The 23,561-nt window shown below is 65.7% G+C and carries 13 protein-coding genes; 3 read left to right on the top strand and 10 right to left on the bottom strand.

Features of this window, described 5'->3' with window-relative positions; all coding sequences use genetic code 11:
- Positions 1 to 103: 103 nt before the first annotated feature.
- The 8 genes from ASF90_RS09260 to cysD all read right to left on the bottom strand — a co-directional run bounded on the left by ASF90_RS09260 (position 104) and on the right by cysD (position 14,850).
- On the bottom strand, positions 104 to 1,618 hold the full coding sequence (locus ASF90_RS09260; protein WP_055848799.1) for a carboxylesterase family protein: 1,515 nt from the start codon (positions 1,616 to 1,618) through the stop codon (positions 104 to 106).
- Positions 1,615 to 2,514, bottom strand: a complete 900-nt coding sequence (locus ASF90_RS09255) for a TrmH family RNA methyltransferase (RefSeq protein WP_055848796.1) — start codon at positions 2,512 to 2,514, stop codon at positions 1,615 to 1,617. The genes ASF90_RS09260 and ASF90_RS09255 overlap by 4 nt, the downstream gene beginning before the upstream one ends.
- Positions 2,511 to 4,004, bottom strand: coding sequence for an alanine/glycine:cation symporter family protein (locus tag ASF90_RS09250; RefSeq protein WP_055848793.1), 1,494 nt, complete (start codon positions 4,002 to 4,004; stop codon positions 2,511 to 2,513). Before ASF90_RS09250 ends, ASF90_RS09255 begins: the two co-directional genes overlap by 4 nt.
- Before the next feature lie 367 nt (positions 4,005 to 4,371).
- Positions 4,372 to 7,047: a M1 family metallopeptidase gene (locus tag ASF90_RS09245; RefSeq protein WP_055848790.1), complete on the bottom strand. Its 2,676-nt coding sequence runs from the start codon at positions 7,045 to 7,047 to the stop codon at positions 4,372 to 4,374.
- A 473-nt stretch (positions 7,048 to 7,520) separates the two neighbouring features.
- Positions 7,521 to 10,646 carry an efflux RND transporter permease subunit gene (locus tag ASF90_RS09240; protein ID WP_055848786.1) on the bottom strand — a complete coding sequence of 1,042 codons (3,126 nt, stop codon included), beginning with the start codon at positions 10,644 to 10,646 and terminating at the stop codon, positions 7,521 to 7,523.
- A complete protein-coding gene (locus ASF90_RS09235) occupies positions 10,643 to 11,713 on the bottom strand; it encodes an efflux RND transporter periplasmic adaptor subunit (RefSeq protein ID WP_055848782.1) in 1,071 nt (356 codons plus the stop codon). The genes ASF90_RS09240 and ASF90_RS09235 overlap by 4 nt, the downstream gene beginning before the upstream one ends.
- A gap of 252 nt (positions 11,714 to 11,965) precedes the next feature.
- Positions 11,966 to 13,879 carry a sulfate adenylyltransferase subunit CysN gene (cysN, locus tag ASF90_RS09230; RefSeq protein WP_193552632.1) on the bottom strand — a complete coding sequence of 638 codons (1,914 nt, stop codon included), beginning with the start codon at positions 13,877 to 13,879 and terminating at the stop codon, positions 11,966 to 11,968.
- A 62-nt stretch (positions 13,880 to 13,941) separates the two neighbouring features.
- On the bottom strand, positions 13,942 to 14,850 hold the full coding sequence (gene cysD, locus ASF90_RS09225) for a sulfate adenylyltransferase subunit CysD (RefSeq protein WP_055850311.1): 909 nt from the start codon (positions 14,848 to 14,850) through the stop codon (positions 13,942 to 13,944).
- 180 nt (positions 14,851 to 15,030) lie between these two features.
- Here cysD and ASF90_RS09220 point away from each other — a divergent pair, with 180 nt between their 5' ends.
- The 3 genes from ASF90_RS09220 to ASF90_RS09210 all read left to right on the top strand — a co-directional run bounded on the left by ASF90_RS09220 (position 15,031) and on the right by ASF90_RS09210 (position 19,415).
- Positions 15,031 to 16,878 (top strand): assimilatory sulfite reductase (NADPH) flavoprotein subunit, encoded by a 1,848-nt coding sequence (locus ASF90_RS09220; protein WP_055848777.1) that lies wholly within the window; start codon positions 15,031 to 15,033, stop codon positions 16,876 to 16,878.
- Positions 16,879 to 16,986: 108 nt separating this feature from the next.
- Positions 16,987 to 18,693, top strand: coding sequence for an assimilatory sulfite reductase (NADPH) hemoprotein subunit (cysI, locus tag ASF90_RS09215; protein WP_055848773.1), 1,707 nt, complete (start codon positions 16,987 to 16,989; stop codon positions 18,691 to 18,693).
- Entirely contained in the window at positions 18,690 to 19,415 is a 726-nt protein-coding gene (locus ASF90_RS09210) for a phosphoadenylyl-sulfate reductase (RefSeq protein ID WP_055848769.1), read from the top strand. Before cysI ends, ASF90_RS09210 begins: the two co-directional genes overlap by 4 nt.
- A gap of 319 nt (positions 19,416 to 19,734) precedes the next feature.
- On the opposite strand, the gene ASF90_RS09205 is transcribed toward ASF90_RS09210, so the two are convergent.
- The gene (locus ASF90_RS09205; protein WP_055848767.1) at positions 19,735 to 21,471 is read right to left on the bottom strand and encodes a PepSY domain-containing protein; all 1,737 of its coding nucleotides are present in this window, start codon (positions 21,469 to 21,471) and stop codon (positions 19,735 to 19,737) included.
- A complete protein-coding gene (locus ASF90_RS09200; protein WP_055850309.1) occupies positions 21,471 to 23,474 on the bottom strand; it encodes a TonB-dependent receptor in 2,004 nt (667 codons plus the stop codon). The genes ASF90_RS09205 and ASF90_RS09200 overlap by 1 nt, the downstream gene beginning before the upstream one ends.
- Positions 23,475 to 23,561 lie beyond the last annotated feature (87 nt).

The following is a 23,561-nucleotide window of genomic DNA, read 5'->3' as shown; positions in this document are numbered from 1 at the left end:
TGCTCATCACGGCAGGCGCGCCCACGCTCTCTGGTAGTCCTTGCAAGCGACACACAGCCAGCAAGGACTCACCACGCCACTCGCCGTGGCAATGGATGCCGGCTTACGGCAAATCCACGCCTGCGCACACGGCCGGGCGCGCGTCCTTGATCTGCTGCACGCCGCGCGCATCGAACTGCAGCGCCGCATGTTTCGGCGCAAATGCCGGCCATGCAGGCAAGCCCTTGGCGTTGGGATTCCCACGCTGCACGAATGCCGCCCAATAGCGTTGCAGGCTAACCGGCGGCTGGCCGATGGGCAGGTCCTTGAACAGGAACGGCAGTTCGGCGCTGTGAGTCACCTGCCCACCCGGCGCTGCGGTGTCGAACACGTAATGCCACACCGGCACGCCGAGCGCGGCCTGGCGCTGCGCCACTGTCACCGCCGGGCAGCGAAAAGTGAGATCGGTGGACAGCTGCATCGCGGCATTGCCCTGACGCTCGGCACGTTGCGCCGCATGCTTACGCTGCGCCTGCAACACTGCCTCGGCACGGTCGGGATAATCGCGACGCAGACGCGCCTGTGCGCCCTGGTCGCCGCCGTAGGTAAGCTCCTGCACCACGTAGCCGATCAACAGCGGCACCTTGGCCTGTGCGCCACTGGCCAGCAGCTCGGCCGGGGAGCGCGGCAGCACGCGGCCATCGACAACGGCTTGCAACCAGATGTAGCCATCGTCATCCAACGCTGGCACATCCACGCCCTGCCCGGCCTTGAGCAACTGCTCCACCGGCAACGCGCGCAATTGGCTCAGCCGCGTCGCTGCATCGTCGATACCCGCACGTTTGGCGATGGCAACGCCCAACGCGCGATTGTCTTCCAGGCTGCGCGCCGGCAGCCCGAAACCAGCGGTGCCGCTTTGTTCGATTGCTGCAGAAAACAGCCCGCGCGCGAGTGGGCTGAGCATCAGCAAGCCCACATCCTGGCCACCGGCCGACTGCCCGGCGATGGAGACCCGCGCAGGGTCGCCGCCGAACTGCGCGATGTTGTCGCGCACCCAGCGCAGCGCGGCGATCTGGTCGAGCAACGCGTAGTTTCCGGCCGCTTGGTTGTCGCCATCGCGCAGTTCCGGCAGCGACAGGAAGCCCAACGCGCCCAGCCGGTACTGCAGCGTCACCACCAGCATGTTCTGCGCGACAAGATTGGTGGGCAGATGCCCATCTGCACCGCCGGCGACATTGGCGCCGCCATGGATCCACACAAACACCGGCAACGGGGTTGCCGGCTTCAGCGTGGGTGTCTGCACTTCGACGTAGAGGCAGTCTTCGCTGCCGCGCCTGGCCATCGCATCGTTCCAGCCCAGCGCGGGCTGCACGCACGGTGTGGCCGCCTGCGTGGCGTCACGCACCTGCGTCCATGCGGCAACCGGTTGCGGCGGGCGCCAGCGCAATGCGCCCAGCGGCGGCGCCGCGAAGGGGATGCCACGAAACACCGCACTGCCGTCGGCCTGCCATTGCCCACGCACTACACCGTGATCGGTGCGCGCTTCCGGCGGCGTCGCAGGAAGCGTAGACGCGGCAGCAAACGCGCTGCCGCTCAGTGTGCAGAGGGCAGCAAGCAACCAGGCCGATGGACGCATCACAGCGCTCCGGTGTCGACGCGGGCGCGCCAGGCCGCCTGAAACACGGCGGTGGCCGACGCCACATTGAGGCTTTCGACCTTGCCGCTGCCGCGGATGGATAACTGCAGATCGCACTCGCGTGCGAACTGGCGATCCATGCCTGCGCTTTCTGCACCCATCACATACACCAGGCGCTGCGGCAACGCGGCGGCAAAGACATCGTGCCCACCGTCGACCAGCGTGGCTGCGATCGCGAAGCCGGCCTGACGCAGCTGCGTCATCGCCACTGCGGTCTCGGGCAATTGCACCAGCGGCACGGCTTCGGCACCGCCTTCGGCAACGCGCGCGGCGGCGCCGGACAGGCCCAGCGTGGAGCCGGCCGACAGCAGCAAACCGGCCACGCCGAAATGCGCCGACGAGCGCAAGATCGCACCGAAGTTATGCGGGTTGCCCACGCCATCCAGCCACAGCGCCAGCACCGGGCCATGCGGCAATGCCGCCAGCCACTCCTGCAACGGCTGCGGCGATACCCGCAACACCTCGGCCACGATGCCTTCGTGATGCGTACTGGCGGCCAGCTTGGTGAGGTCGGCCTCCTCCACCACGCGGTAACCGATGCGCTGGGTGACGCACCAGGCCAGCAAGGCCTTGAACTGCGGAATGCGCGCCTCGGTCAGGTAGAGCTTACGCAGCGCCTGCGGACGCGCGTCGAACATCGCCTGGATGGCATTGATGCCGTACAGGCGCAGCTCGCGTGCGGTATTGGCGTTGGCAGCGGCCGGTGCGGCGGCGGCGGTGCGTACCGCAGCCGGTGCCGGCGCACGCGGCGCCGCGCGGCCCCAGGGGTTGAGCGGCGCAGCGCCGCTGCCGGTGTTGTCGCGTGGCGGCCGTGCGCCACGTCCATCATGCTGTTTCATCGTTGTGTCCAGAAATCCGCGTTCTTGATGCCGAGCGACACCGGATCGAAGACCGGATCCAGCCCCTGGCGTTTTTGCCGTTCGTAATCCTTCAAGGCCAGCATGGCCGGCTTGTGCAGGATCAGGATGGCGATGATGTTGAGCCAGGCCATGACGCCGACGCCGATGTCGCCCAGCGCCCAGGCCAGCTGCGCATTGTGGAACGCGCCAAAGATCACCATGCCCATGATGCCCAGGCGCAGCAGCAGCACGGTGAGCGGCCGGCGGCGGCTGCCATTGATGTAGCTCAGGTTGGTTTCGGCCATGTAGTAATAGGCCATGATGGTGGTGAAGGCGAAGAAGAACAGCGCCACCGCCACAAAGCCCGCGCCCCAGCCCGGTAGCACCGATTCCACTGCCGCCTGCGCATAACCTGGGCCTTCTTCCACCCCAATCAGGCCGGCGTACAGGCCCGGCTTGGCACCGTCGGGCGCGTACACGTTGTACTTGCCGGTGGTGAGGATCAGGAACGCGGTGGCGGTGCACACCATCATGGTGTCGAAGTAGATCGCAAACGCCTGCACGTAGCCCTGCTTGGCCGGATGCGACACCTCTGCCGCTGCCGCAGCATGCGGCCCGGTGCCCTGCCCGGCTTCGTTGGCATAGATGCCGCGCTTGACGCCCCATTCCACCGCCAGCCCCAGCAAGGCGCCGAACGCGGCATGGCTGCCGAACGCACTGCTGAAGATGGTGACGAACATGTCCGGCACGCGCTCGGCGTTGAGCACCATGATGACCAGCGCCATCAGGATGTAGCCCATCGCCATGAACGGCACCACGATTTCGGCGAAGTTGGCGATGCGCTTGACGCCGCCGAAGATGATCACCGCCAGCATGCATGCCACCAGGATGCCGATGCCCAGCTTGGCCGCATCGCGCATCGGCAGGCCCATCCACTGCCCGTCCATCGCACCGCACAGGCTGGTGCCCCGGCAGGCGTTGATGGCGCTGTCTGCAATCGCGTTGGCCTGGACGCCCGGCATCAGAAAGCCGGTGGCGATGATGGTGGCCACCGCGAAGGTGAGCGCGTACCACTTCAGACCCATCGCCTTTTCGATGTAGTACGCCGGGCCGCCGCGATAGCGGCCATCGGCATCCTTGATCTTGTAGATCTGCGCCAGCGTCGATTCCACGTACGACGTGGACGCGCCGAGAAAGCCCATCACCCACATCCAGAAGATCGCGCCCGGCCCACCGAAGGCGATGGCGGTGGCGACGCCAGCGATGTTGCCGATGCCGATGCGCCCGGCCATCGACATCGCCAATGCCTGGAACGAGGACACCCCGGCATCGGACTTCTGCCCGCCCACGGTGAGGCGAATCATTTCCACGAACCCGCGTACCTGCATGAAACGGGTGCGGATGGTGAAGTAAACGCCTGCGCCCAGGCACATGAAAATCAGTGCCTTGCTCCAGACGATGCCGTTGATGCCATTGATGAGTGCTTCCACGCAATCTCCCCGAGTGCTGGATCGTGAACCCCAGCGCCGTGGGGAGTGGGTCGATTCTGGCCGAAAGCGCCGCTCGATGCGACGTGCATGCGAGTTGCGCCGTCAGCGCGCGACAACGTGCCGGCGGCGCATGTGCGAATCGTGCGCACCATCGTGGGGCATCGGCGCTGCACGCCGCACGCCCTGTGCAACGACGCCAGTGGTGTTCGCGAGCTTGGCCGAGACCGGATGCACGTCGCGAGCGGTCATCGGATAGCGGTGGACGGTGGGTTCAGAACCGGCGTGTGCGCAGGGCACATGCCGGTTCCGAGCAGCGACCGCAGCCGCCTGGCGGCCGCGCAGTCGCGTTGTTGGCCGCTTCTGGCGCTCAGCGCTTGGCGGTCTGCGCCTGCTTGAGCGCGGCGCACAAGCGGATGGTTTCGCCGGTCTGCGCCAGGCCGCGATCGGCGCCGCTGAGTTTGGCCAGGCGCGGCTGGAAGAAGGCATCCAGGCGGTCGGCCTCTTCCACGCTGCAGCCACCGGATGCGCCGAGCGCCGGCAGACCGCCGCCGTCGAACGACCCGCTGCGCTGCACGATGCGATCAAAGTTAGCGGTGAACCACGGCCACATCGACGCATGCGGACCCTCGTAGCTGTTCCCACGCGTCAGCATGCTCTTCATCTCGCCGACCTTGATGGCATCGGTCAACGCAAAATCGCGCACCTGCTTGAGCAACGCCGGGTCCTGCACCGCACCCAGTGCAGCGATCATGGCGTTGCGCTGTGCGGGGTCGGCGTGCGTGCGCAATGCCGCGATCAGGGTCTGCACCGCGGGCGCGCCGCGTTCCTGCGCGGTGACCGCCAGCACGGTGCCGAGCAGATCCGGGTTGGCCGCGGAAAAGTCCAGCGCCCCGTTGCCACCGGCCAGCACCGCATCGCCCTGGGCAAGCAGCGCCTTGCGCACTTCCGCGTTCTGCAGGCGTAACCCAAACAGCCCGGCCAGCGACGACCGCAGCGCGGTGTCGTCGACCGATTCGCCGCTACGCCGCACGTAACCCAGCTGGCGCAGACGCGGCAAATACGCCTGTTCGGCGGCCTTGCGCAACGCGCCGCGCTGCGCCTCGGTGCTGGCCTGGTAGCGCCAGATCCACCCGAAGCGATCCACCAGCGCGGTCGAGACATCGGCCGATGCGGACGGCGCCAGCTGCTTGAGCGCCATCAACACTGCATCGCTGTCGGCATCGCCGTGGCGGTAGGCCGCATCGATGGCATCGGCGTAGGCCAACTGCTCGTTATCGTCGAGTTGAGCGACCTGCTTGCCGAGTGCGGCCAGCTGCTTCTTCGGCAGGCTGAAACGGTAATAGCCGGCGCCATGCGCGTTCGGGAACACCCAGGTGTTCTTGCCGGCGCCGTCCAGCACGATGCTGCCGCTGCCGTCTTCCAGCAACTGGCAGGCGGTACCGACCTGGTTCTTGCCCTTGCCGTACTTCACGCATACCGGCACGCCCCACTGCTGCGCGGTGGAGCCGGTCGAACCCAGCGGCAAATACCGCTGCTGCTGCAGCTTGACCACAGTCTTGCCGCCTTCGCGCGCCACCTGGGTCTGCAGGTACGGCACACCCGGCTGATTCAGGAAGCTGCGGAATGCCGCCTTGAAGTCTTCGCCCTTGCCGGCGGCTTCGGCGATCGCATCGACCAGATCGTCGGCGGTGGCGCTGCCGAACTGATGCTTGGCGATGTAGGCGCGCATGCCTTCGCGGAACACGTCCTCGCCAACGAAGGCTTCGAACATCGCCAGCACCGCCGCACCCTTCTGATAGGTGATGCCATCGAAAGCGGTTTCGATATCGCCGTTACCGGTGATCGGCTGGCGGATCTTGCGTGCGCTGACCAGACTGTCGTTATTCATCGCGTATTGCGCGCCACCGATGCGATCCAGGTTGGCGTGATACTCCGGGTGCAGCTGCATGGTGATTTTTTGCTGCATCCAGGTGGCGAAGGCTTCGTTGAGCCACAGGTCGTCCCACCATTCCATGGTCACGGTGTCGCCGGTCCACTGATGTGCCAGCTCGTGCGCGTTGGTGTTGAAGGAGCGCTGCACGTTTTCGGCCGGCGAATCCTTGTCCAGCAACAGCAACCAGTCGCGGAAGGTGACAAACCCGGGGTTTTCCATCGCGCCGGCGCTGAAATCCGGTGCGGCGACCAGATCGAGTTTGTCGAACGGATAACCGAAGTCGTAGTAGTCCTCCAACGCGGCGATGATCGCCGGGGTCTGGTCCAGCGCCGGAGTGATGCGCGGGCCCTGGCCCTGGGCGGCGATGCCGCGCAGCGGCGTGGCGTTGGGGCGCTGCGGGGTGGCCGGCATGGGCGGCACGTCCACCACATCCCACGGGCCGGCGGCGTAGGCGACCAGGTAGGTCGGCAACGGCACGGTCGGCGCAAAGGTCACCGTCTTCCAGCCCTTGCCGGCCGGTTTGGTGGAGGTGGCGATGGTATTGGCCAGCGCCTGATCGTCGCTGGGCACGGTCAGGCTGAGGTTGAACGGGGTCTTGAAGGCCGGCTCATCGAAGCCCGGGAACGCGTAGCGCGCACTGATCGGCTCCATCTGCGTCATCGCATACGCCTTGCCCTGGTACTTCACCTGATACAAGCCCTGCAGCTGCTGGTTAAGCGGCGCGCTGTAGGTGATCTCCACGGTGAGCGTCTGCGGCTTGAGCATGCGCCCGAACTCCAGACGAACCACACCGGTCTGCGCATCGGCATCCACATAGCGCGCGGTGAGCGCCTTGCCCTTAGCCGGCTTGACCGTGGCCTTGCTGACCTTCAGCTCCTTGCCGTGCAGCCACAGATGATCGGATGCCTGCTTGAGCTGCACGCGGATGGTGGTGCGGCCACTGAACTGCGCCTGCTCGGGGTCGACCTTGATCGCCAGGCTATAACGCTCGGGCACCGCCCAGATCGGCAACCGGCCATTGGGTACCGGCTCGCCGGACGTCTGCGCGAGTGCGTTACCGCAGCACAGCGCAAGGAGGGAAGGAGCAAGCAGGCAGGCAAGACGACGCATGGGCAATTCCGGTCAGGGTAACCGCCGAAGTCGACCACAGCCGGGGATGACTGTCATGTGACCTTAGTCACTGCACCAGCGCAGCGAAGGCTGTCGATGCCGACGCTGGCGGCTGCGATAAACGCAGTGGCCATACTAGGCACAGTTGCGCTACAGGCGTGACCGTGACTGGCACGCATGCGCCGCGTGCAGCCATCCGCACACGCGCACAACGTAGCGGCGCCCGGCATCCGGGTCCTGCAGCCAACATCGCCAATCAGCGGAACTGCGGGATGCCGATCACTCGCGCAGGCGCAATGCTGCGACCGCGCACGCGTGTCGAGCAGCGCTTAGAGCGGCTAAAACGCCTGGCGCGCAGTCGTCAGGTAGGCGTGGACGGCACGCTCAAACCCAGAGTGCATTAGTCACACATGCCGCGCCGGGCACCGACCACGCCCGCCAGGCGGCGAGCGTAGTCGTTTTGACGGCCGCGCTTACGCGTGCCCGCCCACCGATGGCGTGGTTGCCTCCAGGGTTTCCAGCTCGCGTGCGACCGCTTCCGGCGACTTGGTGTACGGGGCGATCAGGCTGTAGAACGCCGGCACCACGTACAGCGACAGCAGCGTGGACAGCGACACACCGAAGATCACTACCACGCCGATAGTGGCGCGGCTGGCCGAGCCGGGCCCGCCGGCCACCACCAGCGGAATCGCGCCAACCACAGTGGCGATCGAAGTCATCAGGATTGGGCGCAACCGCACCGAGGCCGATTCGACGATGGCCTGATGCACGCTGCGGCCTTCGTCGCGCAACTGATTGGCGAACTCCACGATCAAAATGCCGTTCTTCGCCGCCAGGCCCACCAGCATCACGATGCCGATCTGACTGAACAGGTTGAGCGTGCCACCGGTGAGCCACAAACCGACCAATGCACCCAGCACCGCCAGCGGCACGGTGAGCATGATCACCAGCGGATGCGCGAAACTTTCGAACTGCGCAGCCAGCACCAGATACACCACCAGCAGGGCCATGCCGAAAGTCAGCAACACCGCGCTGCCGGATTGCTGGTATTCGCGCGATTCGCCCTTCCAGTCCAGCTGCGCATATTCCGGCAGTTCTTCCTGCGCGGCCTGCTGCGCCCAGGCGATGGCATCGCCCAACGGGTAGCCCGGCGCCAGACCGGCGGTGATGGTGATCGCGCGCAGGCGATTGAAGCGGTTCAAGGTGCCGGCTTCGGCCACTTCGCTCAAGCTCACCAGGTTGGATAGCGGAATCAGCTCGCCACGGGTAGAGCGCACGCGGATGGCGGTAAGGTCCTCCGGCGACATGCGACCTTCGCGCCCGGCCTGCAACATCACGTCGTATTCCTCGCCGTTGTCGACGAAAGTGGTGACGCGGCGCGAGCCCATCATCGCCTCCAGCGCGCCACCGATGGCGGTGACCGGTACGCCCAGATCGGCTGCGCGCAGGCGGTCGATGTTGACGCGCATCTGCGGGCGGGTTTCCTTGTAATCCGAATCCGGGCCGACCAGACCGGGGTTGGCTTCCATGCGCTGCAGGATGCGGTCGCGCCACTGCGCGATCTCGGCATAGTCCGGGCCACCGAGCACCAGTTGGAATGGTTGGCCGCGGCTGCGCACCAGGCCGCCACTGACCTGCGTGCGTGCGCGCACGCCACTGAGCACGCTGAGCTTTTGTTGCAGCTCATCGGCCACTTCGGTGGTGGGGCGTGTGCGTTTTTCCCAGTCCTGCAAGAACACGCTGACGCGGCCGGTGTGCATTTCCTCGCTGCTGCCGAAGCCGCCGGGTACGCGCGGGTTGGCACGCACGATGGGTTTGTCCGGTCCCACGTACGGGCGCAGGATGTCTTCGACCTGATGCATCTGCCCGACGGTGTAATCGAAGCCGGCGCCTTCGGGCCCGTCGATCATGATCTGGAAATTGCCGCGATCTTCCGCCGGCGCCAGTTCGGACGGAATACGGCTCATCAACCAGGCGCTCGCACCCAAGGCCAGCAGCATGAGCAGCGCGAAGATCCAGGTGCGGTGCACATGCCGCTCCAGCGAGCGCCCGTATGCGCCGGACACCGCCTGCATGCGCCCGTTGAACCAATGATGGAACCGATTGGGTTTGGCCACGCTGTGCGAGCGCAGCAGCTTGGACGACATCATCGGCGTCAGCGTCAGCGCCACGAAAGCCGAGATCGCCACCGCCGCAGCCAACGCCACCGCCAACTCGCGGAACAAGCGCCCGGTATTGCCTTCCAGAAATCCCACCGGCAGGAACACCGCCACCAATACGGCGGTGGTCGCGATCACCGCGAATGCTACCTGGCCGGTACCGCGCCTGGCGGCCACCAAAGGCGGCTCGCCCAGATCGATGCGGCGCTGGATGTTTTCCACCACCACGATGGCGTCGTCCACCACCAGACCGATACACAGCACCAGCGCCAGCAAGGTGAGCAGGTTGATCGAGAAATCGAACGCGTACAGCGCAATGAACGCAGCGATCAGACACACCGGCACGGTGACCGCCGGAATCAGCGCTGCACGTGCGCTGCCCAGAAACACCCAGATCACCACCAACACCAGCACCACCGCTTCGACCAGGGTGTGATAGACGCGCTCCACCGCCGCATCGATGAAGGTGGTGGTGTCGAAGGCGACAAAGATGTTGGTGCCCTGCGGCAGCGACTTCTGCACTTCTTCGGCCTGCGCGCGCGCTTCGCGCGCCACATCCAGCGCGTTGGCGGTGGAATTGCGCACGATGCCCAGGCCCACGTTGGGCACGCCATTGCTCTGGAAATAGGCGCGCCGTTCGGCCGAGGTCAACTCCACCTTGGCCACATCGCCCAAGCGCACCACATAACCGCCCTCGCCCTTGCTCAACGGCAACTTGGCGAAGTCTTCCGGCTTGAGGTAGCTGCGCTCCACACGCAAGGTGAAGTCGCGCTGCGCCGATTCGATGCTGCCGGCCGGCAACTCCACGTTTTCGTTCTGCAGCGCCGTTTCGACATCGGCCACGGTGAGTGCGCGTGCGGCCAGTTGGTCGCGGTCCAGCCAGATGCGCATCGCATAGCGCTGGCGTCCGCCGATGCGCACCTGCGCCACGCCATCCAGGCTGGAGAAGCGGTCCACCACATACCGCTCGGCGTAGTCGGACAGCTGCAGCGTGTCCATCGTGCTGGAGCTCATGTTGAGCCACAGGATGGGATCGGCGTCGGCTTCGACCTTGGAGATTTCCGGCGGGCGCGCCTGGTCGGGCATGCGGTCGGAAACGCGGCTCACCGCATCGCGTACGTCGTTGGCGGCCGCTTCCACATCGCGCGATTGCACGAACTCGATACTGATATCCGACGAACCGTTACGACTGCGCGCTTCGATGGTGGCGATACCTTCGATACCGGCCAGCGCGTCTTCCAGCACCTGGGTGATGCGGCTTTCCACCACCGCTGCCGAGGCGCCGGTGTATTCCACATCCACCGAGACGATGGGCGGGTCGATCGCCGGCAGTTCGCGCAGGGTGAGGCGGGTGAACGACATGACTCCCAGCACGATCAGCAACAGGCTCATCACCACCGCCATCACCGGGCGGGTAATGGACAGGTCGGAGAGTTTCATTGTGCTGCGGCCTGCGGGCGCGTCGACGCGGGCGCGGCCTGGTCGACCACCTTCAGGCCCGGACGCAGCTTGCCGGTGCCGTCCACCACGATGCGCTCACCAGCCTTGACGCCCTCCAGAATCTCCACCTTGCCATCGCGCCGCTCGCCCAGGCGCACATCGGCACGCTCCACGCTGCTGTCGGGTTTGACCCGGAACACGTACGACTCGCGGCCCACCTGCACCACCGCAATCTCCGGGATCACCACCGCCTGCCGCGCCGGCTGCAGCAGCCGCACATCCAGCAGCATGCCCGGGCGCAGGCGGCGATCGTCGTTGGGGAAGTCCGCACGCACGGTCACCGAGCGGGTGGTCTCGTCGATGCGCGAATCGATCGCGGCAACGATGCCGTCGAAGCGCGCACCCGGATACGCCGCCGCGGTGCCATTGACGGTATTGCCGAGCTGCACCAGACCGAACTGCGATTCCGGCACCTGAAAATCCACGTACATGCGCGCCACATCGTCCAGCGTGGCGATCACGGTGCTCGAGGTGATCAACGACCCGGGGCTGATCTGGCGGATGCCCAGCACGCCGGAAAACGGCGCGCGCACTTCGCGGTCGGTGATTTCCGCGCGCATCTGCTGCACCCGCGCCTGCGCTGCATCGCGCAGGGCGCGCTGGGTGTCGACCGTGGACTTGGCGACCAATTGCTGCCCAACCAGGCTCAACTGGCGACGATAGAGCTGGTCGGTTTCCTCGAAGGTGGCTTGCGCGGCGGTCAACGCGGCCTGCTGCGAATTGCCGCGCAGCCGCAGCAGCAACTGCCCGGCCTTGACCTCATCGCCGCTGTCGAAATTGACCTGCTCGACCACATCGCTGACCGCTGCGGTGAGCGCGACCGATTCGCGCGCACGTACGGTGGCGATCGATTGCACGGTGGAGTTCCAGGGCTGCACCGCAACCGGCTGCACGACCACCGGGATGGGCTTGGCAGCGGCCGGCGCGCTGGCCTGACGGGCACAACCGGACAGCCACACGGCCAACAAGAGCGCGGCGCAATTGCGCGCGCTGGGCAGAACAAGCATCAGAACATCCTGGCGGGGTACCGCGAAAGTTTACCGACCTCACCGCCAAGCGTTGACAGAAAGGGCGCGCTTTGCACCATGACCAAAGACCCTTGCCGTCGTCGTCATGATGCGCTGGTCGGCGCGGCCCTCGACACTGCAACCACCGCCCGGGAAAGCCCGATGGCGCAAACCCGCGCGGTCACTCCACGATAGGGTCTGCCGCCACGCGCACTACGCGGGAGACTGGATGCCACGTCCTGATGCCTGCGCTCAGCGTTCCAGCCCCAGAAACTCGAGCACGTGGCGCGCCAGCGCCTCTACATTCTCACCATCGGCGTGAAGATGGATCTCCGGCGTCTCGGGCGCCTCGTACGGCGAGTCGATCCCGGTGAAATTGGGAATCTGCCCGGCCCGCGCCTTGCGGTACAACCCCTTCACGTCGCGCGCCTCTGCAACCGCCAGCGGCACATCCACGAACACTTCGACAAACTCGCCCGTATCGAAACGCTCGCGCGCCAGTTGCCGCTCGGCGCGGAACGGAGAAATAAAACTGACCAGCACGATCAGTCCCGCATCGGCCATCAGGCGCGCCACTTCGGCCACGCGGCGGATGTTTTCCACGCGGTCTTCGTCGGTAAAGCCCAGATCGCGGTTGAGCCCATGGCGCACGTTGTCGCCATCCAGGATGAAGGTGTGATAGCCCAAGGCATGCAGGCGCTTGTCGACCAGGTTGGCGACGGTGGATTTGCCCGCCCCCGACAGGCCGGTGAACCACAGCACGCGCGGCGCCTGGCCCTTGATGCGCGCACGGGCACCGCGGTCCACGTCCAGATGCTGCCAATGCACGTTACCGGCGCGGCGCAACGCAAACTCCAGCGTGCCCGCGGCCACGGTGGCATTGCTCTGCCGGTCGATCAGGATGAACCCGCCGAGCACGCGGTTGCGGGCGTACGGCGCGAAGGCGATGGGTTCGTCCAAGGCGAGATTGCAGTAGCCCACTTCGTTGAGCTCCAGCCGCTTGGCCGCCAGCCGCTCTTGCGTATTCACATCGACCTTGTGCTTGATCTCGCTGACGCTCACGGTGACCGTGCGGGTGCCGATCTTGAGCCAGTACGGGCGGCCGGGCAGCAGCGCGGCATCGTCCATCCACAGCAAATGTGCAGCGAACTGGTCGGCCACTTCCGGCGGGTCGTCGATGGCGGCGATGATGTCGCCACGGCTGATATCGATCTCATCGCGTAGCGTCAGCGTCACCGCCTGCCCTGCGCGTGCGCTGGCCACCGCGCCATTGGCATCCAGCACCGCAGCCACCTGCGAACGTCGCCCCGATGGCACCACCACCACCGCATCGCCCACGCGCACCTGCCCCGCCGCGATGGTGCCGGCATAACCGCGGAACTGTGAGTTGGGGCGGTTGACCCACTGCACCGGCAGGCGCAGGCCGCTGTCGGCGTCGGGCGGCTCCAGTTGCACACTGTCCAGATGCTGCAGCAAATGCGGGCCGCTGTACCACGGCATGCGGGTGGAGGCGCTGGACAGGTTTTCGCCAGCCAGCGCCGACAACGGGATGCACTGCACATCGGCAATACCCAGCTGCGTCGCCAGCGCGCGGTAGCTCTCGGCGATGGCGCTGAAGACGTCGGCGTCGTAGTCCACCAGATCCATCTTGTTGACCGCCAGCACCACGTGGCGAATGCCCAGCAACGACACGATGTAGCTGTGGCGGCGCGTCTGCACGAGCAAGCCCTTGCGCGCATCCACCAGCACCACTGCCACATCGGCGCTGGACGCGCCGGTGGCCATGTTGCGCGTGTACTGCTCGTGGCCTGGGCAGTCGGCGACGATGAATTTGCGTTGGTCGGTATCGAAATAGCGATACGCCACATCGATGGTGATGCCCTGCTCGCGTTCGGCTGCCAGCCCGTCCATCAGCAACGCGTAATCGATACCCTCGCCTTGCGTGCCATGCCGCCGGCTATCGCTTTCCAGCGCCGCCAGCTGATCGTCGAACAAGCGCTTGCTGTCGTACAGCAAGCGCCCGATCAAGGTGCTCTTGCCATCGTCCACGCTGCCGCAGGTGATGAAGCGCAGCAGCGGCTTGGATTCGTGCTGCTGCAGGTAAGTGTCGATGGTGCCGGGAATCGGGAGTGAGGAATCGGGAATGGCACAAGCCGCATCCTCGATCGATGTAGACGCAGCGAACCGCTGTTGCGATTCCCCATTCCCGATTCCCGATTCACTGCCCATCAGAAATACCCCTCAAGCTTTTTCTGTTCCATCGACGCACCGGGCGCATGATCGATCATGCGGCCCTGACGCTCGGAGCTGGTGCTGACCAGCATTTCGGCGATCACCGCTTCCAGGGTGTCGGCGGTGGAGTCGATCGCGCCGGTCAGCGGGTAGCAGCCCAGCGTGCGGAAGCGCACCGAGCGCAGCTGCGGGATTTCGCCCGGCTGCAGCGGCAAGCGTTCGTCGTCGACCATGATCAACGCACCGTCGCGCTCCACCACCGGGCGCGCTGCGGCGAAATACAGCGGCACCACCGGGATCTTTTCGCGGTAGATGTACAGCCAGATATCCAGCTCGGTCCAATTGGACAACGGAAACACGCGCACGCTCTCGCCGGGTTTGGTGCGAGCGTTGTAGAGGTTCCACAGTTCCGGACGCTGGTTTTTCGGGTCCCAGCGATGGCGTGCATTGCGGAACGAAAACACCCGCTCCTTGGCCCGCGACTTTTCTTCGTCGCGCCGTGCCCCGCCGATCGCCGCATCGAACGCGCCGTGCTCCAGCGCCTGCTTCAGGCCCTGGGTCTTCATGATGTCGGTGTGCACCGCGGCGCCGTGGCTGATCGGACCGATGTCCTGCGCGATGCCATCGGGATTGATGTGCACGCGTAGATCCACCCCGGTTTCGGCCGCGCGGCGGTCGCGAAAGGCGATCATCTCGCGGAATTTCCAGCGCGTGTCCACATGTAGCAGCGGGATCGGCGGGGGCGACGGCGCAAACGCCTTGAGCAACAGATGCAGCAGCACCGAGCTGTCCTTGCCGACCGAATACAGCATTACCGGTGCCCGAAACTCGGCGGCGACCTCGCGCAGGATGTGGATGCTTTCGGCTTCGAGCCGGTCGAGATGGGACAGCGGTGGCAAGGTCATCAGGATGTCGGGAGCGGCGGCAGGCAAGACCAGCCGATGGTAGGCCAAGGCAGCGCAGTGTGTGGCGGGCAGATGTCTGCTTGAAATAAGCGGCCGGCATAACGCGATAACCGGTGATCCTTTCTGGACCAGCGAACGCTTCCCTAACATCGTTCATCCAATCCCCGCCCCTGGATCCGAATGACCGCCGCCAGTTCCGCGCTACCGCCCAGCCCCTTGCCCGACGAGCGCAAGGCGCTGCTGGAACGGTTGGTCGACGGCCTGGATACCGCCGCGCTGTGGTGGCTGTCCGGCTACACCGCCGGGCTGGCGCAGGGTCACCCGCCGCGCTCGTTGGCGGTGCTGCCGGGCGGGCAACCGCAGGCGGCCGCGCAGGATAGCCAGCGCTTGACCGTGGTGTACGGCAGCCAGACCGGCAATGCGCGCCGCCAGGCCGAGCAGCTGGCCGCCGATGCCGAGGCCGCCGGGCTGAGCGTGCGGTTGCTGCGCGCCGATGCCTACCCCACCCGCGAACTCGCCAGCGAACGCCTGTTGTACGTGGTGATCAGCACCCAGGGCGAAGGCGACCCGCCAGACGATGCGATCGGCCTGGTTGAATTCCTGGCCGGCCGCCGCGCGCCCAAGCTGCCCGACCTCAAGTACGCGGTGCTGGGCCTGGGCGATTCCAGTTATGCGGAGTTTTGCGGCATTGCGCGGCGCATCGACGACCGTCTGGCCGAGCTCGGCGCCAGCCGTGTGCAGCCGCGCGGCGAAGCCGACCTGGACATCGACAGCATCGCCGACCCGTGGCGCGCGCAAGCGCTCAAGCATGCGCGCGAGCAGCTCAAGAGCGCCCCGCACTCGGCCACGGTCACGCCGCTGCGCAGCAACCCGGTGGCGCCGGTGTGGTCGCATCAGCATCCGTTTGCTGCCGAGTTGCTGGCCAACCAGATCATCAGCGGGCGCGACTTCAAGGGCCCGGGCTTTCGCGCCTATGCGCAGCCCGGCAAGCGCGTGCGGCATCTGGAATTTTCGCTGGAAGGCAGCGGCCTGAGTTACGAACCCGGCGATGCCCTGGGCATCCGTCATCGCAATCCGCCCGCGCTGGTGGATGCGGTACTGCAGACCTTGCAGCTGGATGGTCATGCCGCGGTCACCGTCGGCGAAGAGACTCTGGCCTTGAACGAGTGGCTGACCACCCGGCGCGAACTGACCAAGCTGTCGCGGCCATTCCTCACCGCCCATGCCGAGCGCGCACGCGCAGACGACCTGCAGGCGCTGCTCACCCCCACCCAGACTGCCGGCCTGGCGTCGTTGCTCTCCGATCATCAAGTGATCGACGTGCTGCGACGCTGGCCGGCGGATTGGGACCACGCCAGCCTGCTGGACACGCTGCGCCCGCTCACCCCGCGGCTGTATTCCATCGCCTCCAGCCGCAAGCGCGTGGGCGATGAAGTGCATCTGGCGGTGGATGAACTCAACTATCAGGCGCACGGGCATGCGCATTTGGGTTCGGCCAGCGGCTTTCTCGCCGCGCTTGCCGAAGGCGATACCGCCCCGGTCTACATCGAACCCAACACACGCTTCCGCGTGCCGGCCGACGCGGACCGCGACATCCTGATGATCGGCCCGGGCACCGGCGTGGCGCCGTTCCGCGGTTTCGTGCAGGAACGCGCCGAAACCGGCGCCAAGGGTCGTAACTGGCTGTTCTTCGGCGCCCAGCATTTCAATACCGATTTCCTGTATCAGGCCGAGTGGCAGCAGGCCTTGCAACGCGGCGAGTTGCACGCGCTGGACCTGGCGTTCTCGCGCGACCATGCCGAAAAAATCTACGTGCAACACCGCCTGCGCGAACACGGCGCCGAGGTCTACGCCTGGCTGCAGGGCGGCGCGCATCTCTATGTTTGTGGCGCCATCGGCATGGGCAAGGATGTGCACGCCGCATTGCTGGACATCGTCACCACCCACGGCGCCCGCAGCGCCGAAGACGCCGCCGCATATCTCACTCAGCTGCAGGTGGAGGGGCGATATGCGCGCGATGTGTATTAGTGCCGGGAATCGGGAGTGGGGAATCGGGAATTGGTACAGCCCTCACCTGACTTTTCCTGGCAGACCAGGCAGCTTTTTACGATTCCCTATTCCCCATTTCCGATTCCCATGAGCCACTCTGTCGAAGACATCAAATCCGAAAGCCGCCGTCTGCGCGGGTCGCTGGAGCAGAGCCTGGCTGATCCGATCACCGGGGCGCTGCGCGAGGACGATCAGACGCTGATCAAGTACCACGGCAGCTACCAGCAGGACGATCGCGATATCCGCGATGAGCGGCGTCGGCAGAAGCTCGAGCCGGCATATCAGTTCATGATCCGCACGCGCACGCCGGGTGGGGTGATTTCGCCCAGCCAATGGCTGGCGCTGGATGGCATCGCCACGCGGTACGCCAATCATTCGCTGCGCATCACCACGCGTCAGGCGTTCCAGTTCCATGGCGTGATCAAGCGCGAACTCAAGGCGACAATGCAGGCGATCAACGCCACCTTGGTCGATACGCTGGCGGCGTGCGGCGACGTCAATCGCAATGTGCAGGTGGCGGCGAACCCCTTGTTGTCGCAGGCGCATGCCACGTTGTACGCCGATGCTGCGCGCGTGTCCGAGCATCTGCTACCCAACACGCGTGCGTACTACGAAATCTGGCTGGACGAAGAACGCGTATCCGGATCCGGCAGCGAAGACGAGCCGATCTACGGCGACCGGTATCTGCCGCGCAAGTTCAAGATCGGCTTCGCCGCACCGCCGCTCAACGACGTGGATGTGTTCGCCAACGATCTGGGCTTCATCGCCATCCTGCGCGACGGCGAGCTGCTCGGCTACAACGTCAGCATCGGCGGCGGCATGGGCGCCAGCCACGGCGATGCGGAGACCTGGCCGCGCGTGGCCAACGTCATCGGGTTTATCACCCGCGATCAGTTGCTGGATCTCGCAACCGCCGTGGTCACCACGCAGCGCGACTTCGGCAATCGCGCAGTGCGCAAGCGCGCGCGCTTCAAGTACACCATCGACGATCATGGCCTGGACACCATCGTGGCCGAGATCCAACGCCGTGCCGGTTTTTCGTTGCAGCCTGCGCGGCAGTTTGCGTTCGACCACAACGGCGACCGCTATGGCTGGGTTGCAGGCGAAGACGACCTGTGGCATCTGACCCTGTCGCTACCGGCCGGCCGCATTGCCGACACCGACACTGCCGCGCATCTGAGCGGGCTGCGCGCGATTGCGCAGTTGAACGTGGGCGAGTTCCGGATGACGCCTAACCAGAACCTGGTCATCGCCGGCGTCCCTGCACAGCAGCGCGCGCAGATCGATGCGCTGGCTGCGCAGTACGCGCTGGATGCGGGCAACCATGCCGGCACCGCCTTGGCACGCGGCGCGATGGCCTGCGTGGCACTGCCGACCTGCGGCCTGGCGATGGCCGAAGCCGAGCGCTATCTGCCCGATTTCAGCGCTGCGCTGCAGCCGTTGTTGCAGCAGCACGGCTTGGCCGACACGCCCATCGTGCTGCGCCTGTCCGGTTGCCCCAATGGATGTTCGCGACCGTACTTGGCGGAGATCGCACTGGTGGGCAAGGCGCCCGGTCGCTACAACCTGATGCTGGGCGGCGACCGTCGCGGCCAGCGGCTCAACACCTTGTATCGCGAAAACATCACTGAAGCAGAGATCCTGGCCGCGCTGGAGCCACTACTGGCTCGTTACGCCGCAGAACGCGACCAGGTAGGCGATGAAGGCTTTGGCGATTTCCTGCACCGCAGTGGCCTGATCGCCCTGCCGCCCTACCCCACGCACCGTCACCTCGACCTGGAATTGCTCGCATGACCGCGCTGCCTGTCGCATCGATCACCTCTTCCGCGTTGGACGATCTGGACGCGCTCAACGCACACCTGGAAACCCTGCGTGCCGACGAACGCGTGGCGTGGGCGCTAGAACATGGCCCGCAGGACGTCGCGCTGTCGTCCAGTTTCGGCGCGCAATCGGCGGTGACGCTACATCTGCTCACCCGGCAACGTCCGGACATTCCGGTGATCCTGATCGATACCGGGTATCTGTTTCCGGAAACCTATCGCTTTGCCGACGCGTTGACCGATCGGCTCAAACTCAATCTCAAGGTGTATCGCCCGCTGGTCAGCCGCGCCTGGATGGAAGCGCGCCATGGCCGGTTGTGGGAACAGGGCATGGTCGGCATCGACCAGTACAACAACCTGCGCAAGGTCGAGCCGATGCGCCGCGCACTGGACGAGCTCGACGTCGGCACCTGGTTCACCGGCCTGCGCCGCAGCCAGTCCGGCGGACGCGCACAGACGCCAATCGTGCAGAAGCGTGGCGACCGCTACAAGATCAGCCCGATCGCCGACTGGACCGACCGCGATGTCTGGCAATACCTGCAGGCGCACGACCTGCCGTATCACCCACTGTGGGAGCAGGGCTACGTCTCGATCGGCGATTTCCACACGACTCGCCGCTGGGAACCGGGCATGCGCGAAGAAGACACCCGCTTTTTCGGCCTCAAGCGCGAGTGCGGGATTCACGAGGACATCTGAGTTGAGCTACGCATCGCGCGCTATGTAGAGCGCCGCGACGCGAGGTGTCTGGTTTCTGCGTGCTGTGCGCATGGAAGACAGCGCAACGCCTGGAGATCTTTCTGGTGGGCTGGTGGCCGTAACACGTGCGAGGCATCGCGCCGTCGTTGCAGCAAGATCGCAGGATCGAGAAAGGCGTGATCTTTGCCGAAGAGCGCGGCAATGCTGGTCCCGGCACCGCGAACACAGACGACATCGACGTGAGCTGTAGCTACAGCTACAGCGGCTGAGAGATGCAATCGCTACATGTGCAGCGATAGCGACACGCGCGGCCATCGCATCACGCCACGGCATTCGCTTGCACGCGCTGCATCCAATAACGATCGAACAACCACATCAGCAACAACGACAGCCCGACCAGCGGAAAGAGTAATCCGCACAGCACCAGCAGCACTAGCAACCCGCGCAGGGTGCGTGGGTCGGCAGGCAATGGCGGCACGCCCAAGCCGCCCACCGGCCGCCGCTTCCACCACATCACCACGGCACTGACGCACAACAGCACGATCAACGCGCACGCCAGCAGCAGGATCAGCTGATTGGCGGTGCCGTATTGCTGCCCCAGGTGCACATTGATGCCCCATTCCAGCGTCTTGGCCACCGGCCCGTAATCGCGGTAGCCCATGTCCAGCAGCACCGCACCGCTGTACTGATCCAGATGGATCACCCGCTGTTGCTGCAGATCGGCCGGATACACCGTCGCGGTATAGACACCGCGCACGCCACGCGGCGGCGACACGCTATAGCCCGACGCAATGCCGAGCGCATCGAACCGCGCCATCGCCGCATCCAGATCAATCGCGCCCATCCCCGGCGCAGCGACACTGCCGGCACCACCGTGCGCTGCATGGACTGAATATTCTGACTGGCGTGAATGTTCTGAGTGCGCCGAATGTTGTGAGTGTTCCGAATGCTCTGAGTGATCTGAATGTTCTGAGTGATCCGAATGCTGCGAGTGCTCCGAATGTTCCGAATGTTGTGCATGAGCATGGTCGAAGTTAGCCCCTCTCCCCTCTGGGCGAGAAGGCACTGTTTGTGCGCCACTGGCGCGCGTGCCTTGGAGCTCCCACGCCGCTAGCGCGGACCTGGGGTTGGGGTTGGGGTGCGGGTCGGCCGCACGCATCGCAGCCGCGTGCAGCCCACCCGCTTGGCCGTCATGCAATCGCTCATCCAGCGCAGCAGGCACAGGCACAGCAGATTCCGGCAACCGCGCCTGCCGCAGCGACCACGCAGGCTCGCCACTGTCGGTCAGGCGCTGCTCCGACATCGGCTGCTGCACACGCAGCCCGGCCGGATACCCAAAATCATGCCCGTTGGCCCAACGATTAACCTGCGCACCCCACAGCCACGACCACGGCATGCCGGTCAGCGCCAGAAACAACAGGATCGCACCCACACCGGCCCCGGTCACCGCGTGCAGGTCGCGCCAGAACAGCCGCTGCGTCGGCGTGCCACGGACGTTGACCACACCACCACGCCGCCCGCGCGGCCACCACAGGTACACACCTGTGAGCACCAGCACGATCGCCCACCCCGCCGCCATTTCGATCAGCCCCTGTGCAAACGGGCCGATCAACTCCAGGCTGTGCAGCCGGCGAATCGTCCAGGCCAGCGTGCCGTGCTCGGGCAAGCGACCCAGCACACGCACGCGATACGGGTCCACATACACCACCGTGCGGGTGCCATGCGCGTCCACCAGGCCGATCTCGGCACTGGCATCGGCACGTTTGGGCGTGGTGTAGCGGAACAATGTCCCGCCATCCTCGCGCTGCGCCACCTCCACGAGTTGCTGTACGGACGCGCGGGCCGCACCCACCGGCACCACCTTCAACCCATGGTGCACCGTGCGATCGATAGCGTCCTGATACAGAAACGCCGCGCCGGTCAGCGCCAGCCAGATGATGAAAGGCAGCACCAGCAGCCCGGAATAGAAATGCCAGCGCCACACGGCCCGATAGAACCGCCAGCGGCCATCCCGCTGCGGTACGTCGACGCTGGTAGTGCTTGTGCGTGTCCGCATCAGAAACTCCAATCCCAGGACACCGACAGCGCGCGGCCATCGCCTGGCGAATAGCCGGAACTGCCGCTGTCGTACCACGCGTACACATAGGCGCGATCGGTGACATTGCGCAGTTGCACGCTGAGCGCGTTGCGCGCATCCACGTTCCAGCGCGCGCCAAGATTGAGCAAGGCATAGCCACCGGTGCGGCCTAGGGTGTTGCTGCGCTCCAGGTAATAATCGCCCTGCGCATTACCCCAGGCGCTGAGCTGCACGGCTGCACTCACCTGCCACTCCAGCCCGGCGGTGGCCAACCAGTGCGGCACGTTCTCGATCTCCTTGCCACGCGTGGCCGGCGCGCTGGGGTCAGGCGTGGCGATGCTGGCCTTCTGCCGCGAATACGACATCCACGCACGCCAATGCTCGGCAGGCTGCAGGTTCAGTTGCGCATCCCACCCGCGCCGCAGCGTGCGGCCGACGTTGGCCACATCGCCGATGCCGGCCACGCCATTGACACCAAGAATGGTGGCCACTTCACCGGACGCGCGTTGTTCCCAATACGCCACCCGCCCATCCAGCAGTGCCGACGGGGCGAATTTGAAACCGGCTTCCCAGCCATCGTTGATCGATGGCCCAAGATTGCCTGGCTGGCGACGGTAGGCACCATCGCCGCTGCCGATCTGGAAGGTGCGTCCCCAGTTGGCGTACATGCTGCTCTGTTCGCCCACACGGTAGCTGGCACTGAACTTGGGTTGCTTGATGGTGCCGTAGTCGTAGCTCGGCGCCCAGATACCGGCCAGCAGGTCGTGCAAGGTGCCATCGACACGATCGATGCGATACCCCGGCACCAGTTGCAAACGGTCGACCGGGCTCAGCACCGCCTGCACATAGGCACCTTGGGTGTGCAGATCGTAGTTCCAGTCGCGCAGTTGCGCGCCGCGCACGCGTGCGACGGTGCGGTAGCGCTGCGACTGGTTGTCCTGCCACTGCGCATCCGCACCGGCTTCCAGCGCCGCATTCCACACGCCCCAGTCGGGCTGCCAGTTGCCGCGCAGCAGCACGCCGCGATGGGTTTCATCGGTACCGCGCTCCTGCTGCAGGCCGGCGGCGGAAAAACGGACCCAGCGTTGATTGCGGTAGTCGTTCTGGTAGGCCTTGGCGCTCCAATGCGCATCCGCGCCCAGCGTGCCATCGGCATGCAATGCGGTCTGACGCACACGGCGCTCGCTGCGATCGTCCTGCGCATAGGCCGGCGAACTGCGCGGCGCCGCACGCGCGCTGGCCGCGTCCAGATACCCCGCCTCCAGCGCGTGATTGTCGTAGTAGCGCGTGGTCAGCCCGGCACGGAAGGCGCCATCCGGGTCGGTGTAGAACCACTTGCCGGCGACGCTGCGTTTGCGCGCATCGGCGTGCGCGCGATAGCCATCGGAATCGCGCCAGGCCAGCACATAGTTCTGGCTCCACGGACCCCGCTCGAAGCCCTTGCCCAGCTGCACTTCGCGCGCACCGAAACTGCCCGCGGTCACGCTGAGGCGGCCATCGTTGCCACCGGTGCGGGTCAGCACATCCACGCTGCCGGCGATGGCGTTCAAGCCATATCGCGCATCGTTGGTGCCGCGCACGATTTCGATCGCACTGATGTCCTGCGGAAACACCGCATCCAGATAGGGCATGCCACCGGCGTTGTCGTTGCTGGGGATGCCGTCGATCAGCAGCTTGACCGCGTTGATCCGCCCCTCGCCGTTGAAGCCACGGAACGAAAACCGCCCTGCATCGGTGCCCATGCGGAATTGGGTCACCTGCACGCCGGGCGCACGCATCAGCAGTTCCCAGCTGTAATCCACGTGCTGATCGTGCAGCAGCGCACCACCGATCACGTCCACCGAACTCAGCACGCGCGCGGTACTTGGCGTGCGCTGCACGTACTCACTCACCTGTACCTTGCCCAGCGTCAATGCCGCATCTTGCGCCTGCACCTGCCAGGGGTGGCCACACACCAGCGCCAACGACGGCGCGTACCACATCGTTTTCAACAACCGTAACCGCATGACCAACCCTTCGCCGCGACACCACGGCAATGCCGCCGTGCGCCGCCCCCACAGGGCAAGCAC

Origin of the sequence: Xanthomonas sp. Leaf148, assembly GCF_001423585.1 — a bacterium.
Taxonomy (GTDB): Bacteria; Pseudomonadota; Gammaproteobacteria; order Xanthomonadales; family Xanthomonadaceae; genus Xanthomonas.
Note: the sequence above shows the minus strand (reverse complement) of the source record. Positions and strands in the feature narration are given on the sequence as shown.

Excerpts from the sequence above, each read along its gene's own strand:
- ASF90_RS09220 (WP_055848777.1), top strand. The coding sequence starts at position 15,031 with ATGACCGCCGCCAGTTCCGCGCTACCGCCCAGCCCCTTGCCCGACGAG.
- ASF90_RS09255 (WP_055848796.1), bottom strand. The coding sequence starts at position 2,514 with ATGAAACAGCATGATGGACGTGGCGCACGGCCGCCACGCGACAACACC.
- ASF90_RS09245 (WP_055848790.1), bottom strand. The coding sequence starts at position 7,047 with ATGCGTCGTCTTGCCTGCCTGCTTGCTCCTTCCCTCCTTGCGCTGTGC.
- ASF90_RS09235 (WP_055848782.1), bottom strand. The coding sequence starts at position 11,713 with ATGCTTGTTCTGCCCAGCGCGCGCAATTGCGCCGCGCTCTTGTTGGCC.
- ASF90_RS09205 (WP_055848767.1), bottom strand. The coding sequence starts at position 21,471 with ATGCGGACACGCACAAGCACTACCAGCGTCGACGTACCGCAGCGGGAT.
- ASF90_RS09210 (WP_055848769.1), top strand. The coding sequence starts at position 18,690 with ATGACCGCGCTGCCTGTCGCATCGATCACCTCTTCCGCGTTGGACGAT.
- cysI (WP_055848773.1), top strand. The coding sequence starts at position 16,987 with ATGAGCCACTCTGTCGAAGACATCAAATCCGAAAGCCGCCGTCTGCGC.
- ASF90_RS09240 (WP_055848786.1), bottom strand. The coding sequence starts at position 10,646 with ATGAAACTCTCCGACCTGTCCATTACCCGCCCGGTGATGGCGGTGGTG.
- cysD (WP_055850311.1), bottom strand. The coding sequence starts at position 14,850 with ATGACCTTGCCACCGCTGTCCCATCTCGACCGGCTCGAAGCCGAAAGC.
- ASF90_RS09200 (WP_055850309.1), bottom strand. The coding sequence starts at position 23,474 with ATGTGGTACGCGCCGTCGTTGGCGCTGGTGTGTGGCCACCCCTGGCAG.